Source organism: Pseudomonas sp. MM227, from assembly GCF_947090715.1.
Classification (GTDB): Bacteria; Pseudomonadota; Gammaproteobacteria; order Pseudomonadales; family Pseudomonadaceae; genus Aquipseudomonas; species Aquipseudomonas baltica.
The window spans coordinates 4,110,069-4,127,500 of the sequence record NZ_OX352319.1 but is presented as its reverse complement, the minus strand read 5'-3'; the positions used below and the strand labels follow the sequence as shown (position 1 = coordinate 4,127,500).

At 57.1% G+C, this 17,432-nt stretch carries 12 protein-coding genes, 4 tRNA genes and 2 rRNA genes (1 of these 18 only partly in view); all 18 read left to right on the top strand.

Annotated elements, in window-relative coordinates; genetic code table 11:
* Positions 1–1,967: ribosomal RNA gene (locus ONG87_RS18900) — 23S ribosomal RNA — on the top strand (it extends 927 nt beyond the left edge of the window).
* 147 nt (positions 1,968–2,114) lie between these two features.
* Positions 2,115–2,230, top strand: a 5S ribosomal RNA gene (gene rrf / locus ONG87_RS18895).
* Between the two features lie 113 nt (positions 2,231–2,343).
* The gene (gene birA / locus ONG87_RS18890; protein WP_264381830.1) at positions 2,344–3,333 is read left to right on the top strand and encodes a bifunctional biotin--[acetyl-CoA-carboxylase] ligase/biotin operon repressor BirA; all 990 of its coding nucleotides are present in this window, start codon (positions 2,344–2,346) and stop codon (positions 3,331–3,333) included.
* A 2-nt stretch (positions 3,334–3,335) separates the two neighbouring features.
* A complete protein-coding gene (locus ONG87_RS18885; RefSeq protein ID WP_185795443.1) occupies positions 3,336–3,500 on the top strand; it encodes a hypothetical protein in 165 nt (54 codons plus the stop codon).
* Between the two features lie 290 nt (positions 3,501–3,790).
* Positions 3,791–3,875, top strand: a tRNA-Tyr gene (locus ONG87_RS18880).
* A 24-nt stretch (positions 3,876–3,899) separates the two neighbouring features.
* Positions 3,900–3,973 (top strand) — tRNA-Gly (locus ONG87_RS18875).
* A 26-nt stretch (positions 3,974–3,999) separates the two neighbouring features.
* A tRNA-Thr gene (locus ONG87_RS18870) sits at positions 4,000–4,075 on the top strand.
* A gap of 209 nt (positions 4,076–4,284) precedes the next feature.
* A tRNA-Trp gene (locus ONG87_RS18865) sits at positions 4,285–4,360 on the top strand.
* A 45-nt stretch (positions 4,361–4,405) separates the two neighbouring features.
* Positions 4,406–4,774 (top strand): preprotein translocase subunit SecE, encoded by a 369-nt coding sequence (secE, locus tag ONG87_RS18860; protein WP_122475668.1) that lies wholly within the window; start codon positions 4,406–4,408, stop codon positions 4,772–4,774.
* 9 nt (positions 4,775–4,783) lie between these two features.
* Positions 4,784–5,317 (top strand): transcription termination/antitermination protein NusG, encoded by a 534-nt coding sequence (gene nusG / locus ONG87_RS18855; RefSeq protein ID WP_010443972.1) that lies wholly within the window; start codon positions 4,784–4,786, stop codon positions 5,315–5,317.
* Positions 5,318–5,432: 115 nt separating this feature from the next.
* A complete protein-coding gene (rplK, locus tag ONG87_RS18850; RefSeq protein WP_043192510.1) occupies positions 5,433–5,864 on the top strand; it encodes a 50S ribosomal protein L11 in 432 nt (143 codons plus the stop codon).
* Positions 5,864–6,559: a 50S ribosomal protein L1 gene (gene rplA, locus ONG87_RS18845; RefSeq protein ID WP_043192511.1), complete on the top strand. Its 696-nt coding sequence runs from the start codon at positions 5,864–5,866 to the stop codon at positions 6,557–6,559. The genes rplK and rplA overlap by 1 nt, the downstream gene beginning before the upstream one ends.
* Positions 6,560–6,762: 203 nt before the next feature.
* Positions 6,763–7,263 (top strand): 50S ribosomal protein L10, encoded by a 501-nt coding sequence (gene rplJ, locus ONG87_RS18840; RefSeq protein WP_122475664.1) that lies wholly within the window; start codon positions 6,763–6,765, stop codon positions 7,261–7,263.
* 78 nt (positions 7,264–7,341) lie between these two features.
* Positions 7,342–7,707, top strand: coding sequence for a 50S ribosomal protein L7/L12 (gene rplL / locus ONG87_RS18835; RefSeq protein WP_122475662.1), 366 nt, complete (start codon positions 7,342–7,344; stop codon positions 7,705–7,707).
* A gap of 216 nt (positions 7,708–7,923) precedes the next feature.
* Complete coding sequence (gene rpoB, locus ONG87_RS18830; protein ID WP_185795442.1) at positions 7,924–11,997, top strand: DNA-directed RNA polymerase subunit beta; 4,074 nt, start codon at positions 7,924–7,926, stop codon at positions 11,995–11,997.
* A gap of 64 nt (positions 11,998–12,061) precedes the next feature.
* Positions 12,062–16,261, top strand: a complete 4,200-nt coding sequence (rpoC, locus tag ONG87_RS18825; protein WP_122475658.1) for a DNA-directed RNA polymerase subunit beta' — start codon at positions 12,062–12,064, stop codon at positions 16,259–16,261.
* Between the two features lie 219 nt (positions 16,262–16,480).
* Positions 16,481–16,852, top strand: coding sequence for a 30S ribosomal protein S12 (gene rpsL, locus ONG87_RS18820; protein ID WP_003186084.1), 372 nt, complete (start codon positions 16,481–16,483; stop codon positions 16,850–16,852).
* Positions 16,853–16,950: 98 nt separating this feature from the next.
* Positions 16,951–17,421: a 30S ribosomal protein S7 gene (gene rpsG / locus ONG87_RS18815; RefSeq protein WP_010490886.1), complete on the top strand. Its 471-nt coding sequence runs from the start codon at positions 16,951–16,953 to the stop codon at positions 17,419–17,421.
* Positions 17,422–17,432: the final 11 nt, after the last annotated feature.

Genomic DNA, 17,432 nt, shown 5'->3' with positions numbered 1-17,432 from the left:
TGGGAGACACACGGCGGGTGCTAACGTCCGTCGTGAAAAGGGAAACAACCCAGACCGTCAGCTAAGGTCCCAAAATCCTGGTTAAGTGGGAAACGATGTGGGAAGGCTTAGACAGCTAGGAGGTTGGCTTAGAAGCAGCCACCCTTTAAAGAAAGCGTAATAGCTCACTAGTCGAGTCGGCCTGCGCGGAAGATGTAACGGGGCTCAAACCAGGTACCGAAGCTACGGGTATCACCTTAGGGTGATGCGGTAGAGGAGCGTTCTGTAAGCCTGTGAAGGTGAGTTGAGAAGCTTGCTGGAGGTATCAGAAGTGCGAATGCTGACATGAGTAACGACAATGGGTGTGAAAAACACCCACGCCGAAAGACCAAGGTTTCCTGCGCAACGTTAATCGACGCAGGGTTAGTCGGTCCCTAAGGCGAGGCTGAAAAGCGTAGTCGATGGAAAACAGGTTAATATTCCTGTACTTCTGGTTATTGCGATGGAGGGACGGAGAAGGCTAGGCCAGCTTGGCGTTGGTTGTCCAAGTTTAAGGTGGTAGGCTGAGATCTTAGGTAAATCCGGGATCTTAAGGCCGAGAGCTGATGACGAGTTGTCTTTCAGACGACGAAGTGGTTGATGCCATGCTTCCAAGAAAAGCTTCTAAGCTTCAGGTAACCAGGAACCGTACCCCAAACCGACACAGGTGGTTGGGTAGAGAATACCAAGGCGCTTGAGAGAACTCGGGTGAAGGAACTAGGCAAAATGGCACCGTAACTTCGGGAGAAGGTGCGCCGGTGAGGGTGAAGGACTTGCTCCGTAAGCTCATGCCGGTCGAAGATACCAGGCCGCTGCGACTGTTTATTAAAAACACAGCACTCTGCAAACACGAAAGTGGACGTATAGGGTGTGACGCCTGCCCGGTGCCGGAAGGTTAATTGATGGGGTTAGCGCAAGCGAAGCTCTTGATCGAAGCCCCGGTAAACGGCGGCCGTAACTATAACGGTCCTAAGGTAGCGAAATTCCTTGTCGGGTAAGTTCCGACCTGCACGAATGGCGTAACGATGGCGGCGCTGTCTCCACCCGAGACTCAGTGAAATTGAAATCGCTGTGAAGATGCAGTGTATCCGCGGCTAGACGGAAAGACCCCGTGAACCTTTACTATAGCTTTGCACTGGACTTTGAATTTGCTTGTGTAGGATAGGTGGGAGGCTTTGAAGCGTGGACGCCAGTCTGCGTGGAGCCAACCTTGAAATACCACCCTGGCAACTTTGAGGTTCTAACTCAGGTCCGTTATCCGGATCGAGGACAGTGTATGGTGGGTAGTTTGACTGGGGCGGTCTCCTCCTAAAGAGTAACGGAGGAGTACGAAGGTGCGCTCAGACCGGTCGGAAATCGGTCGTAGAGTATAAAGGCAAAAGCGCGCTTGACTGCGAGACAGACACGTCGAGCAGGTACGAAAGTAGGTCTTAGTGATCCGGTGGTTCTGTATGGAAGGGCCATCGCTCAACGGATAAAAGGTACTCCGGGGATAACAGGCTGATACCGCCCAAGAGTTCATATCGACGGCGGTGTTTGGCACCTCGATGTCGGCTCATCACATCCTGGGGCTGAAGCCGGTCCCAAGGGTATGGCTGTTCGCCATTTAAAGTGGTACGCGAGCTGGGTTTAGAACGTCGTGAGACAGTTCGGTCCCTATCTGCCGTGGACGTTTGAGATTTGAGAGGGGCTGCTCCTAGTACGAGAGGACCGGAGTGGACGAACCTCTGGTGTTCCGGTTGTCACGCCAGTGGCATTGCCGGGTAGCTATGTTCGGGAAAGATAACCGCTGAAAGCATCTAAGCGGGAAACTTGCCTCAAGATGAGATCTCACTGGAACCTTGAGTTCCCTGAAGGGCCGTCGAAGACTACGACGTTGATAGGTGGGGTGTGTAAGCGCTGTGAGGCGTTGAGCTAACCCATACTAATTGCCCGTGAGGCTTGACCATATAACACCCAAGCAATTTGCGTCGAACGACCAGATTGCGGTGACTGTGGAGATGACACGAACCGAAAGTTCGCAGCAAGACAACCCACAAACATCACATACCCGATTCGCTGGAGTGCCTCCCAAGGGCATCCCGGCTACAGAATTTCTTGACGACCATAGAGCATTGGAACCACCTGATCCCATCCCGAACTCAGCAGTGAAACGATGCATCGCCGATGGTAGTGTGGGGTTTCCCCATGTGAGAGTAGGTCATCGTCAAGATTCAATTCCGAAACCCCTATCTGCGCAAGCAGGTAGGGGTTTTGTCTTTTTAGCGTTTCAAATCAGTGTCCGCCATCGCTATCATTGCGCCCTACCGAGACGCCGAGTTCGCTATGTCACCATTGCTGGATCTACTTAAAGACGGTCATTTTCACTCTGGCGAAGCGCTGGGCGAGGCTCTGGGGGTCAGCCGCAGTGCTGTGTGGAAGCAGCTGCAGCAGCTGCAAGCCGAACTGGGCATCGATGTGCACAAAGTGCGCGGCAAAGGCTATCGCCTTGCCGATCCTGTTTCTGCGCTCTCCAGCGAGACACTTGCGGCAAGCGCTCCAGCGGGCTGGGAGCTGCGTGTCATGCACAGCGTCGACTCCACCAATGCCGAAGCATTGCGTGCCGTCGCTGACGGGAGCCAGATGCCGCTCTTGATCGTTGCAGAGCAGCAGACAGCGGGACGGGGCCGGCGGGGTAGGCCTTGGGTAAGTCCCTATGCGCAAAATCTCTACTACAGCCTGGCGCTGCGTATCGAGGGGGGAATGGCTCGCCTGGAAGGCTTGAGCCTGGTGGTGGGGCTTGCCGTGGTCCGAGCGCTGCATGCGCAAGGTGTAGGCGAGGCAAGGCTCAAGTGGCCTAACGACATTCTGGTGGGAGAAAAGAAGCTCGCAGGGATACTGCTGGAGCTGGTTGGCGATCCCAGTGATGTATGTCATGTCGTCATCGGTATTGGTATCAATGTGAATATGAGGCAGAACACGGCGGTGGATCAGCCTTGGACTTCCGTACGCCTGCAGCGGATGAGCCTGGTCGATCGCAATGACTTGGTTGCCGAACTCAACGTGCAGCTTCAGAGTCACCTGGAGCGTCACGCACTGTCCGGGTTCGAGCAGTTGCGGAAGGAGTGGGAGGAGCTGCATGCTTGGCAGGGCAGGAATGCCGTCCTCAGTGCCGGGTTGAAGGCCATTGAAGGCCGGGTGTTGGGAATAGATGGCCAAGGTGGCCTGCGGCTTTCTGTAGGTGGCATCGAACAGGTGTTCAGTGGCGGAGAGCTCAGTCTGCGCCTTGTAGGAGACGGCGGGCCTTCCGCAGCTTCCGATCCGAGGGAGGAGTAACGATGCGTTGGCTTGTACTACTGCTTTTGGTCCTCAACGTGTTCTATGCCGGGTGGCACCACCAGGAGCTTCCCGTGCGGCCCAAAGAGTTGGCGCCCCTGTCTACCTACAAGGGTGAGAGGCACCACATCCAGCTGCTGAACGAAAAGCCTGAAACCCAGCGCTGAGCATTCTCGTGGGACGCGCTCGGCACGTTTGTCCCGCCAGTGCGGTGAGCGATCCTCCCCGGGTGAGTGGGTGTATGTTCGGCCCCAATGAATTCAATGACTTAAAACATAAAATAATCTGATCTGGGGTATTGCCAGGCCCTGATGGTTTGCATAGAATGGCGCCCGCTTCACAGCGATGGTGCGAAAGCCCAGCACTGTGAAACAGCTGTCGATGTAGCTAACCTCAAGATTTTAATGAGAAAAAGCTTGACAGTGAGGTGGCATAGCGTAGAATGCCGCCACGTTAAGGAGGGGTTCCCGAGCGGCCAAAGGGATCAGACTGTAAATCTGACGTCTACGACTTCGAAGGTTCGAATCCTTCTCCCTCCACCATTTTTAGCGTGAGCTGCAAGCTCCGCGGGTATAGTTTAGTGGTAGAACCTCAGCCTTCCAAGCTGATGATGCGGGTTCGATTCCCGCTACCCGCTCCAAGTTTGCTGTTTGTGCATGGTTTCAAGCTCTTGTAGCTCAGTTGGTAGAGCACACCCTTGGTAAGGGTGAGGTCAGCGGTTCAAATCCGCTCAAGAGCTCCATTTTTGCAAGGCAGATATGAAAATATCTGCCTTTGTTTTAATGGTAGATGTGTGTCGCTCCTGTGGGTGTTGCGCATCTCTGCTGTTGGCATCTTGGGTTGTGAGGTCTGTGCCAGAGGTGATTGATGTCTCCTTGTGCAACATGGCAGTCCAATCAGGTGTTGAAATAGCTTTCCCGGGTCGGCATAATGTTCGGCCTGATTTGTTTTAGGTCAGTAGCTCAATTGGCAGAGCGACGGTCTCCAAAACCGTAGGTTGGGGGTTCGATTCCCTCCTGACCTGCCAGATTCACTCGGTGTGTCTGGCTTTCTTTTCACAGGATCCTCCTAGATGACTCCCAAGGCTGAAGCCCCAGAATCTCGTTTCGATCTGCTGAAGTGGCTCGTTGTTATCGCTTTGGTAGTGGTTGGCGTGGTTGGTAATCAGTACTACTCCGCGTCGCCGATCCTGTACCGGGTGCTTGCGCTTCTCGCTATTGCCGCTGTGGCCGCCTATGTGGCGCTGCAGACTGCCAAAGGCAAGTCGTTCTTCATCCTGGCTAAGGAAGCGCGCACCGAAATACGTAAAGTCGTTTGGCCGACTCGCCAAGAGACCACACAGACCACGCTGATCGTAGTCGCGGTCGTTCTGGTCATGGCGTTGCTGTTGTGGGGGCTCGATTCCCTGCTCGGCTGGCTTGTTTCCTTGATTGTTGGCTAAGGGTGTCCCGTGGCTAAGCGTTGGTACGTTGTGCATGCTTACTCGGGTTACGAGAAGCATGTTATGCGCTCTTTGATCGAGCGTGTAAAGCTGGCTGGTATGGAAGACGGTTTTGGCGAAATTCTCGTCCCCACTGAAGAAGTGGTCGAGATGCGAAATGGCCAAAAGCGTAAAAGCGAACGCAAGTTCTTTCCAGGCTATGTGCTGGTTCAGATGGACATGAACGAAGGTACTTGGCACTTGGTCAAGGACACGCCTCGGGTCATGGGTTTCATCGGCGGCACGGCAGACAAGCCTGCTCCGATTACCGACAAGGAAGCTGAAGCTATCCTGCGTCGCGTCGCTGACGGTAGCGACAAGCCCAAGCCAAAGACGCTGTTCGAGCCGGGCGAAGTCGTTCGCGTAACCGATGGTCCTTTCGCGGATTTCAACGGTACCGTCGAAGAAGTCAATTACGAAAAGAGCCGGATCCAGGTCGCGGTGCTCATTTTCGGTCGCTCTACTCCGGTAGAGCTCGAGTTCAGTCAGGTCGAAAAGGTCTGATTGGAAACGGATCCCATACCCCGCAGGCGTAAGCTGCGGGGTTTTGTCGTCACTGGGATAAAACGCAAGCAACTGGGGAGCCGAAAGGCGCTCGTACCCAATAGTGGAGTAGCTCATGGCTAAGAAAATCACGGCTTACATCAAGCTGCAAGTAAAGGCCGGCCAGGCCAACCCTAGCCCGCCCGTCGGCCCGGCTCTGGGCCAGCATGGCGTGAACATCATGGAATTCTGCAAGGCCTTCAACGCCCGTACCCAGGGTCAAGAAGCCGGCTTGCCGACTCCTGTAATCATCACTGTCTACAGTGACCGCAGCTTCACCTTCGAGACCAAAAGCACCCCTGCTTCGGTACTGCTGAAGAAAGCAGCCGGCCTGACCAGCGGCTCGGCTCGTCCGAACACCGTCAAAGTCGGTACCGTGACTCGCGCTCAGCTCGAAGACATCGCAAAAGCCAAGAATGCGGACCTGACTGCCGCTGACATGGAAGCAGCCGTGCGTACCATCGCCGGTTCTGCTCGCTCCATGGGCCTCAACGTGGAGGGTGTGTAATGGCTAAGCTGACCAAGCGCCAAAAAGCTATTGCTTCCAAGATCGAAGCAGGCAAGTTGTACAACTTCGAAGACGCAGCTGCGCTGCTGACCGAACTGTCCACCGTCAAGTTCAGCGAGTCCGTTGACGTGGCCGTTAACCTGGGCGTTGACCCACGTAAATCCGACCAGGTCGTACGTAGCGCTACTGTGCTGCCGCACGGCACTGGCAAGACCGTACGGGTTGCCGTGTTCACCCAGGGTCCAGCTGCCGAAGCTGCTCTGGCTGCCGGCGCAGACCGCGTAGGCATGGACGACCTGGCTGCCGAAATGAAAGGCGGCGACCTGAACTATGACGTCGTCATCGCATCCCCGGATGCCATGCGCGTTGTTGGTCAATTGGGTCAGATCCTCGGTCCACGTGGCCTGATGCCTAACCCGAAAGTCGGTACCGTGACGCCAGACGTCGCCAACGCCGTCAAGAATGCCAAGGCTGGTCAGGTTCGCTACCGCACCGACAAGAACGGCATCATCCACACTTCCGTTGGCAAGGTCGGTTTCGACGCCGTCAAGCTGAAGGAAAACGTTGAAGCCCTGATCGCTGATCTGAAGCGCATCAAGCCGGCTTCCTCAAAAGGCATCTACGTCAAGCGCGTCACCCTGAGCACCACCATGGGCCCAGGTCTGGTCATCGACCAAGGCTCGCTGGACGCGTAAGACTTTGCTGGTGGCGCGGGTGACCGTGCCATTGGCTGAAAAATTGGGGTCCCTGCCTGGCGGGGGCTATCCAAGACCGTAGGCGGCGCAAGCCTTAAACCTCAAGCCTACGCAGATGGTGCTCCCGGTTCCTTACCGAATCAGACACCAAAACGACATCCGGCTTCGGCCAGATGAAACGGTAACAAGCAGGAGTTAAACCCGTGGCAATTAATCTCGAAGACAAGAAGGCCATCGTCGCTGAAGTCAACGAGGCTGCCAAAGCTGCTCTGTCCGCTGTCGTGGCTGATGCCCGTGGTGTGACAGTAGGCGCTATGACCGGACTCCGTAAAGAGGCTCGTGAAGCTGGCGTATACGTACGTGTCGTACGTAACACCCTGCTCAAGCGCGCTGTTGCCGACACTGAATACAGTGTCCTCAACGACGTGTTCACCGGCCCGACCCTGATCGCATTCTCTACCGAACACCCGGGTGCTGCTGCTCGCTTGTTCAAGGAATTCGCCAAGGGTCAGGACAAGTTCGAGATCAAGGCAGCTGCGTTCGAGGGCAAGTTCCTCGCAGCTAACCAAATCGACGTACTGGCAACACTGCCGACCCGTAACGAAGCCATTTCGCAGCTGATGAGCGTGATTCAAGGCGCTACCAGCAAGCTGGCTCGTACTCTGGCCGCAGTTCGCGAGCAAAAAGAAGCTGCTGCAGCCTGAGGCTGAGCATTTTCTCTCGCGCTTTTTTGTTTATTTCGATGGCCGTGTAGGCCGTCCCCCAATTCAGGAAATACAGCAATGTCTATCTCCCAAGACGATATCCTCAACGCCGTAGCTGAAATGTCGGTTCTGCAGGTTGTTGAGCTGATCAAAGCTTTCGAAGAAAAATTCGGCGTTTCCGCTGCCGCTGCTTCTGCTGGCCCAGCTGCTGCTGCAGTTGTTGCTGAAGAGCAAACCGAATTCAACGTCATGCTGCTGGAAGCTGGCGAGAAGAAAGTAAACGTGATCAAGGCAGTTCGTGAACTGACCGGTCTGGGCCTGAAAGAAGCCAAGGCTGTAGTTGACGGCGCTCCTGCCATGGTTCTGGAAGCTGTTGCCAAAGACGCAGCCGACAAAGCCAAAGCAACGCTGGAAGAAGCAGGCGCCAAAGTCGAGCTGAAGTAAGCATCGACCTTGCGTCTCCAGCCCGAGCGTCAAGCGAAAGGCTGATGGCTGGTGGCTCATGCCACCGGCCTTTTTCCGTTACTGGCAGTCGATCAGGTCGACGCCGGCAACGCGCTGTAACCACCCAAGGGTGGCGCAAACCACGGGGTTTGCACGATTTTCTGGCTGCTCCCGTCGGGAGAAGCCACAAGCAGGTGACCAAGCTGGGGAACGCTGATGGCTTACTCATATACTGAGAAAAAACGTATCCGCAAGGACTTTAGCAAGTTGCCGGACGTCATGGACGTACCGTACCTCTTGGCTATCCAGCTGGATTCGTATCGCGAATTCTTGCAGGCGGGCGCGACCAAGGACCAGTTCCGTGATGTCGGTCTGCATGCGGCCTTCAAATCCGTTTTCCCGATCATCAGCTACTCCGGCAACGCTGCTCTGGAGTACGTTGGTTATCGTCTGGGCGAACCGGCCTTTGACGTCAAAGAGTGCGTACTGCGTGGCGTGACCTACGCTGTGCCGCTGCGCGTGAAAGTGCGCCTGATCATTTTCGACAAAGAATCGTCGAACAAAGCGATCAAGGACATCAAGGAGCAGGAAGTCTACATGGGGGAAATCCCCCTGATGACCGAGAACGGTACCTTCGTAATCAACGGTACCGAGCGCGTCATCGTTTCCCAGTTGCACCGTTCGCCGGGTGTGTTCTTCGACCACGACCGTGGCAAGACGCACAGCTCGGGCAAGCTGCTCTATTCGGCCCGTATCATTCCTTACCGTGGCTCCTGGCTGGACTTCGAGTTCGATCCGAAAGACTGTGTATTCGTCCGGATCGACCGTCGTCGCAAGCTGCCTGCCTCGGTATTGCTGCGCGCTCTGGGCTACAGCACCGAGCAGGTCCTCGATGCGTTCTACACCACCAACGTATTCCACGTGCAGGGCGAAGTGCTCAGCCTGGAACTGGTGCCCCAGCGCCTGCGTGGTGAAATTGCCGTCCTCGATATCCTTGATGAGAAAGGCAAGGTGATTGTCGAGCAAGGCCGTCGCATCACGGCTCGACACATCAACCAGATCGAAAAAGCCAACATCAAGCAGTTGGAAGTGCCGCTGGACTACGTTCTGGGTCGCACCACGGCCAAGGCCATCGTGCACCCGGCGACTGGCGAGATCCTGTGCGAGTGCAACACCGAACTGACCACCGACCTGCTGCTCAAGATCGCCAAGGCGCAGGTCGTTCGCATCGAGACGTTGTATACCAACGATATCGACTGTGGTCCGTTCATCTCCGACACCTTGAAGATCGACTCTACCGGCAATCAGCTTGAAGCGCTGGTGGAAATCTACCGCATGATGCGTCCAGGCGAGCCTCCAACCAAGGATGCCGCCGAGACCCTGTTCAACAACCTGTTCTTCAGCCCCGAGCGCTACGACCTGTCTGCGGTCGGCCGGATGAAGTTCAACCGTCGTATCGGTCGTACCGAGATCGAAGGTTCGGGTGTTCTGAGCAAGGAAGACATCGTTGCCGTATTGAAGACCCTGGTCGACATCCGCAACGGCAAGGGCATCGTCGACGACATCGACCACCTGGGTAACCGTCGTGTTCGCTGCGTCGGCGAGATGGCCGAGAACCAGTTCCGTGTAGGCCTGGTACGCGTCGAGCGTGCGGTCAAGGAACGCCTGTCGATGGCCGAAAGCGAAGGCTTGATGCCGCAGGACCTGATCAACGCCAAGCCTGTTGCTGCCGCGGTGAAAGAGTTCTTCGGTTCCAGCCAGCTGTCGCAGTTCATGGACCAGAACAACCCGCTGTCCGAGATCACCCACAAGCGTCGTGTCTCTGCACTCGGCCCTGGTGGTTTGACTCGCGAGCGTGCCGGCTTCGAAGTGCGCGACGTTCACCCGACGCACTACGGTCGCGTGTGCCCGATCGAAACGCCGGAAGGTCCGAACATCGGCTTGATCAACTCCCTGGCGGCCTATGCGCGCACCAACCAGTACGGCTTCCTGGAGAGCCCGTACCGTGTGGTGAAGGACGCTCTGGTCACCGACGAGATCGTGTTCCTGTCCGCCATCGAAGAAGCCGATCACGTGATCGCTCAGGCCTCGGCCACGATGAACGACAAGAAAGTCCTGATCGACGAGCTGGTTGCAGTGCGTCACTTGAACGAATTCACCGTCAAGGCGCCGGAAGACGTCACCCTGATGGACGTTTCGCCCAAGCAGGTTGTTTCGGTAGCAGCATCGCTGATTCCGTTCCTCGAGCACGACGACGCCAACCGTGCGTTGATGGGCTCGAACATGCAGCGTCAGGCTGTACCGACCCTGCGTGCCGACAAGCCGCTGGTAGGTACCGGCATGGAGCGCAACGTTGCCCGTGACTCCGGCGTCTGCGTCGTGGCTCGTCGCGGTGGCGTGATCGACTCCGTCGATGCCAGCCGTATCGTGGTCCGGGTTGCCGATGACGAAGTCGAGACTGGCGAAGCCGGTGTCGACATCTACAACCTGACCAAGTACACCCGCTCGAACCAGAACACCTGCATCAACCAGCGTCCGCTGGTGAACAAGGGCGACGTGGTTCAGCGCAGCGACATCATGGCCGACGGTCCGTCCACCGACATGGGTGAGCTGGCGCTGGGTCAGAACATGCGCATCGCGTTCATGGCGTGGAACGGCTTCAACTTCGAAGACTCCATCTGCCTGTCCGAGCGTGTGGTTCAGGAAGATCGCTTCACCACGATCCACATCCAGGAATTGACCTGTGTGGCCCGTGACACCAAGCTTGGCCCAGAGGAAATCACTGCCGACATCCCGAACGTGGGCGAAGCGGCGCTGAACAAGCTGGACGAAGCCGGTATCGTTTACGTAGGTGCCGAAGTCGGCGCCGGCGACATCCTGGTCGGCAAGGTCACTCCGAAAGGCGAGACCCAACTGACTCCGGAAGAAAAACTGCTGCGTGCGATCTTCGGCGAGAAGGCCAGCGACGTTAAGGACACCTCCCTGCGCGTGCCTACCGGCACCAAGGGTACCGTCATCGACGTACAGGTCTTCACCCGTGACGGCGTCGAGCGTGATGCTCGTGCACTGTCGATCGAGAAGAGCCAGCTGGACGAAATCCGCAAGGACCTGAACGAAGAGTTCCGCATCGTCGAAGGCGCGACCTTCGAACGTCTGCGCTCGGCCCTGATGGGTCAGATGGTCGAAGGCGGCGCTGGCCTGAAGAAAGGCACCGAGGTCACCCACGAGGTCCTCGACGGGCTGGAACACGGTCAGTGGTTCAAGCTGCGCATGGCCGAAGACGCGCTCAACGAGCAGCTCGAGAAGGCTCAGGCCTATATCGTCGATCGCCGCCGTCTGCTGGACGACAAGTTCGAAGACAAGAAGCGCAAGCTGCAGCAAGGCGATGACCTGGCTCCAGGCGTGCTGAAGATCGTCAAAGTCTACCTGGCCATCCGCCGTCGCATCCAGCCGGGTGACAAGATGGCCGGTCGTCACGGTAACAAAGGTGTGGTCTCGGTGATCATGCCTGTCGAGGACATGCCGCACGACGCCAACGGTACGCCGGTGGACGTGGTACTCAACCCTCTGGGTGTACCGTCGCGCATGAACGTTGGTCAGATTCTCGAAACCCACCTGGGCCTCGCGGCCAAGGGCCTGGGCGAGAAGATCAACACCATGCTCGAAGAGCAGCGTAAGGTAGCTGATCTGCGCAAGTTCCTGACCGAGATCTACAACGAGATCGGTGGCCGTCAAGAGCAGCTGGAAACCTTCTCCGACCAGGAAATCCTGGACCTGGCGAAGAACCTCAAGGGCGGCGTTCCAATGGCCACCCCGGTGTTCGACGGTGCCAAGGAAAGCGAAATCAAGGCCATGCTGAAACTGGCCGACATGCCGGAAAGCGGCCAGATGCAGCTGTTCGATGGTCGCACCGGTAACAAGTTCGAGCGTCCGGTCACCGTTGGCTACATGTACATGCTGAAGCTGAACCACTTGGTGGACGACAAGATGCACGCGCGTTCCACTGGTTCCTACAGCCTGGTTACCCAGCAGCCGCTGGGTGGCAAGGCGCAGTTCGGTGGTCAGCGTTTCGGGGAGATGGAAGTGTGGGCGCTGGAAGCATACGGCGCGGCATACACCCTGCAAGAAATGCTCACAGTGAAGTCGGACGATGTGAACGGCCGTACTAAGATGTACAAGAACATCGTGGACGGCGATCACCGTATGGAGCCGGGCATGCCCGAGTCCTTCAACGTGCTGATCAAAGAGATTCGTTCTCTGGGTATCGACATCGATCTGGAAACCGAATAACACGTGACGCGAATCGGGAGTGGGCGGCTACCGTCCACTCCCTGCTCCGCCAGGAGGAAAGGCCTTGAAAGACCTACTGAATTTGCTGAAAAACCAGGGTCAAGTCGAAGAGTTCGATGCGATCCGTATCGGCCTCGCGTCGCCTGAAATGATCCGTTCGTGGTCCTTCGGTGAAGTTAAAAAGCCGGAAACCATCAACTACCGTACGTTCAAGCCCGAGCGTGACGGCTTGTTCTGCGCCAAGATCTTTGGCCCGGTCAAGGACTACGAGTGCCTGTGCGGCAAGTACAAGCGCTTGAAGCACCGTGGCGTGATCTGCGAGAAGTGCGGCGTCGAAGTCGCACTGGCCAAGGTTCGCCGCGAGCGCATGGCTCACATCGAACTGGCTTCGCCAGTCGCCCACATCTGGTTCCTGAAGTCGCTGCCGTCCCGTATCGGCCTGCTGATGGACATGACCCTGCGTGATATCGAACGCGTTCTCTACTTCGAGAGCTATGTCGTTATCGACCCGGGCATGACCACCCTTGAAAAGGGCCAGCTGCTGAACGACGAGCAGTACTTCGAAGCACTCGAAGAGTTCGGCGACGATTTCGATGCCCGCATGGGTGCCGAAGCCGTTCGTGAACTGCTGCACGCCATTGACCTGGAACACGAGATTGGCCGCCTGCGCGAAGAGATTCCGCAGACCAACTCGGAAACCAAGATCAAGAAGCTGTCCAAGCGCCTGAAGTTGATGGAGGCCTTCCAGGGCTCCGGCAACCTGCCTGAGTGGATGGTGTTGACCGTTCTGCCGGTTCTGCCGCCAGACCTGCGTCCACTGGTTCCGCTGGATGGCGGTCGCTTTGCGACTTCCGACCTCAACGATCTGTATCGTCGAGTGATCAACCGCAACAACCGTTTGAAGCGCCTGCTGGATCTGTCGGCTCCCGATATCATCGTGCGCAACGAAAAGCGCATGCTGCAGGAAGCTGTGGATGCACTGCTCGACAACGGTCGCCGCGGTCGTGCTATTACCGGTTCGAACAAGCGTCCCCTGAAGTCCCTGGCTGACATGATCAAGGGTAAGCAGGGTCGTTTCCGTCAGAACTTGCTCGGCAAGCGCGTCGACTACTCGGGTCGTTCAGTTATTACCGTGGGCCCGACCCTGCGCCTGCACCAGTGTGGTCTTCCGAAGAAGATGGCTCTGGAACTGTTCAAGCCGTTCATTTTCGGCAAGCTGGAAATGCGTGGTCTGGCGACCACCATCAAGGCCGCCAAGAAGATGGTCGAGCGCGAGCTGCCGGAAGTATGGGACGTTCTTGCCGAAGTGATTCGCGAACACCCCGTGCTGCTCAACCGTGCACCGACCCTTCACCGTCTGGGTATCCAGGCGTTTGAACCGGTACTGATCGAAGGTAAGGCTATCCAGCTGCACCCTCTGGTCTGTGCTGCGTACAACGCCGACTTCGACGGCGACCAGATGGCGGTCCACGTACCGTTGACCCTGGAAGCCCAGCTCGAAGCCCGTGCGCTGATGATGTCGACCAACAACATCCTGTCGCCAGCCAACGGTGAGCCAATCATCGTTCCGTCGCAGGACGTTGTATTGGGTCTGTACTACATGACGCGTGAAGCGATCAACGCCAAAGGCGAAGGTCGTGTGTTCGCGGATCTGCAGGAAGTTGACCGTGTGTTCCGTGCCGGCGAAGCCGCACTGCACGCCAAGGTCAAAGTGCGTATCCACGAAACCGTCAACGACCGTGACGGCGGCAGCGTGAGCAACGTTCGTATTGTCGACACCACTGTCGGCCGTGCCTTGTTGTACCAGGTTGTGCCAAAAGGTCTGTCGTACGATGTCGTCAACCTGCCGATGAAGAAGAAGGCAATCTCCAAGCTGATCAACCAGTGCTATCGCGTGGTTGGTCTGAAAGAGACTGTGATCTTCGCTGACCAGTTGATGTACACCGGTTTCGCCTATTCGACGATCTCGGGCGTGTCCATCGGTGTCAACGACTTTGTCATCCCGGATGAGAAAGCTCGCATCATCGGTACCGCGACCGACGAAGTGAAAGAGATCGAGAGCCAGTATGCTTCCGGCCTGGTAACCCAGGGCGAGAAGTACAACAAGGTGATCGACCTTTGGTCCAAGGCCAACGACGAAGTGTCCAAGGCAATGATGTCGAACCTCTCGAAAGAGAAGGTCATCGATCGTCATGGCAACGAAGTGGACCAGGAATCGTTCAACTCGATGTACATGATGGCTGACTCCGGTGCCCGGGGTTCGGCTGCTCAGATTCGCCAGCTGGCCGGTATGCGTGGCCTGATGGCCAAGCCGGACGGCTCGATCATCGAGACGCCGATCACCGCGAACTTCCGTGAAGGCTTGAGCGTACTTCAGTACTTCATCTCGACTCACGGTGCTCGTAAGGGTCTGGCGGATACCGCATTGAAGACAGCTAACTCCGGTTATCTGACTCGCCGTCTGGTTGACGTTGCACAGGATCTGGTCGTTACCGAAGTCGACTGCGGTACCGAGCACGGTCTGCTGATGACGCCGCACATCGAAGGCGGTGACGTCGTCGAGCCGCTGGGCGAGCGCGTTCTGGGTCGAGTGATCGCCCGCGACGTGTTCAAGCCTGGCACCGACGAGGTGATCGTTCCGGGCGGTACGCTGGTGGACGAAAAGTGGGTTGAATTCATCGAGCTCAACAGCATCGACGAAGTCATCGTGCGTTCGCCGATCAGCTGCGAAACCCGTTACGGTATCTGCGCCAAGTGCTACGGCCGTGATCTGGCTCGCGGTCACCAGGTGAACATCGGTGAAGCGGTCGGCGTTATCGCCGCCCAGTCCATCGGTGAGCCGGGTACCCAGCTGACCATGCGTACGTTCCACATCGGTGGTGCGGCAAGCCGGACCTCGGCTGCCGACAGCGTCCAGGTGAAGAACGGCGGTACTGTCCGCCTGCATAACCTGAAGCACGTCGAGCGTCTGGACGGCAACCTGGTTGCAGTATCGCGTTCGGGTGAGTTGGCGATTGCCGACGAGTTCGGTCGTGAGCGCGAACGTTACAAGCTGCCATACGGTGCAGTGATTTCGGTGAAGGAAGGCGACAAGGTCGACGCTGGCGCTATCGTGGCCAAGTGGGACCCGCACACTCACCCAATCGTCACCGAGATGAAAGGTACCGTGACCTACGTGGGCATGGAAGAAGGCATCACGATCAAGCGTCAGACAGACGAATTGACCGGCCTGACCAACATCGAAGTGCTCGATGCCAAGGATCGTCCAGCTGCGGGCAAGGAAATTCGTCCGGCAGTGAAGATGGTTGGCGTCGATGGCAAGGATCTGCTGTTGCCAGGTACCGACGTACCGGCCCAGTACTTCCTGCCAGCCAACGCCCTGGTCGGCGTGGCGGATGGTGCGCAAGTGGGTGTGGGTGACGTTATCGCCCGTATTCCTCAGGAAACTTCGAAGACTCGCGACATCACCGGTGGTCTGCCGCGTGTTGCCGACTTGTTCGAAGCGCGTCGTCCAAAGGAAGCTTCGATCCTGGCGGAAGTCAGCGGTACCATCGCTTTCGGCAAGGAAACCAAAGGCAAGCGCCGCTTGGTTATCACGCCGAACGACGGCACCGATCCGTATGAAGAGCTGATTCCGAAGTGGCGTCACCTGAACGTCTTCGAAGGCGAACAAGTGAACCGCGGCGAAGTTATCTCGGACGGTCCGAGTGACCCGCATGACATCCTGCGCTTGCTGGGTGTGAGTGCGCTGGCCAAGTACATCGTCAACGAGATTCAGGACGTGTACCGTCTGCAGGGCGTGAAGATCAACGACAAGCACATCGAGACGATTCTGCGTCAGATGTTGCGCAAGGTCGAAATCTCCGAGTCCGGCGACAGCAGCTTCATCAAGGGCGACCAGATGGAACTGACCCACGTACTGGGTGAGAACGAGCGTCTGAGCGCGGACGAGAAATTCGTTTCGAAATTCACTCGCGTGCTGCTGGGTATTACCAAGGCGTCGTTGTCCACCGAATCGTTCATCTCGGCGGCTTCCTTCCAGGAAACCACTCGAGTACTGACCGAAGCGGCAGTCACCGGCAAGCGCGATTACCTGCGCGGCCTGAAAGAGAACGTGGTCGTGGGTCGTCTGATCCCGGCTGGTACCGGTCTGGCGTATCACAGCGAGCGCAAGCGTCGCCGTGAACTCGACAAACCGACTCGCGTCAGCGCCAGTGAAGTGGAAGCTGCGTTGACCGAAGCGCTGAACTCAAGCGGTAATTGAGACCAGCGGTAGTGATGACGGGGCCCTGGTAGCCCTTGCCAACTCCGCAACGACACAAAATGTCGCAGCGGAGTTGGCAGGGGAGGCCGGGGCCTTGTCTTGACTGGGGACGAGATCCTCTTTAGACTCTTGTACCCCTAAATTTGGCGGGATTGATTCCTGCCATTTTTGCTTTTCTTGCAAGACAATAGCGTCGCAAGACAACAGTGGAGCTAGTAGATGGCAACTATCAACCAGCTGGTACGTCAGCCGCGCAAGCGTATCGTCGAGAAATCCGACGTACCTGCGCTGCAGAACTGCCCGCAACGTCGTGGTGTGTGCACCCGTGTGTACACCACCACGCCGAAAAAACCTAACTCGGCACTGCGTAAAGTATGCCGTGTGCGCCTGACCAACGGTTTCGAGGTTTCCTCGTACATCGGCGGTGAAGGCCACAACCTGCAAGAGCACAGCGTGGTACTGATCCGCGGCGGTCGTGTAAAAGACTTGCCAGGTGTTCGTTACCACACCGTTCGCGGCTCCCTGGATACCTCCGGCGTCAAAGGTCGTAACCAAGGTCGTTCGAAGTACGGTACCAAGCGTCCGAAGTAATCGGCGTTTGCACACTGCAGTTATCTATTTTTCTGAGTCGATAAGAGTAAGGTCGGGCCTGTCCCGAGCTAACCTGAAGACCGTTTGAGGGCTTATCCATGCCAAGAAGACGCGTAGCAGCCAAGCGCGAAGTGCTTGACGATCCAAAATACGGCAGCCAGATCCTGGCCAAGTTCATGAACCACGTGATGGAAAGCGGCAAGAAAGCCGTTGCCGAGCGTATCGTTTATGGCGCGCTGGACAAGGTTAAAGAACGCAAGAACAGCGACCCCCTGGAAATCTTCGAGAAAGCTCTCGACGCCATCGCTCCGCTGGTCGAAGTGAAGTCGCGCCGTGTAGGCGGTGCTACTTACCAGGTTCCGGTCGAAGTTCGTCCGTCCCGTCGTAACGCCCTGGCAATGCGCTGGCTGGTAGACTTCGCGCGCAAGCGCGGTGAAAAGTCGATGGCTCTGCGCTTGGCCGGCGAACTGCTGGACGCTGCCGAAGGCAAAGGTGCTGCAGTTAAGAAGCGTGAAGACGTTCACCGTATGGCTGAAGCCAACAAAGCGTTCTCGCACTACCGCTTCTAAATTCAGCGTCA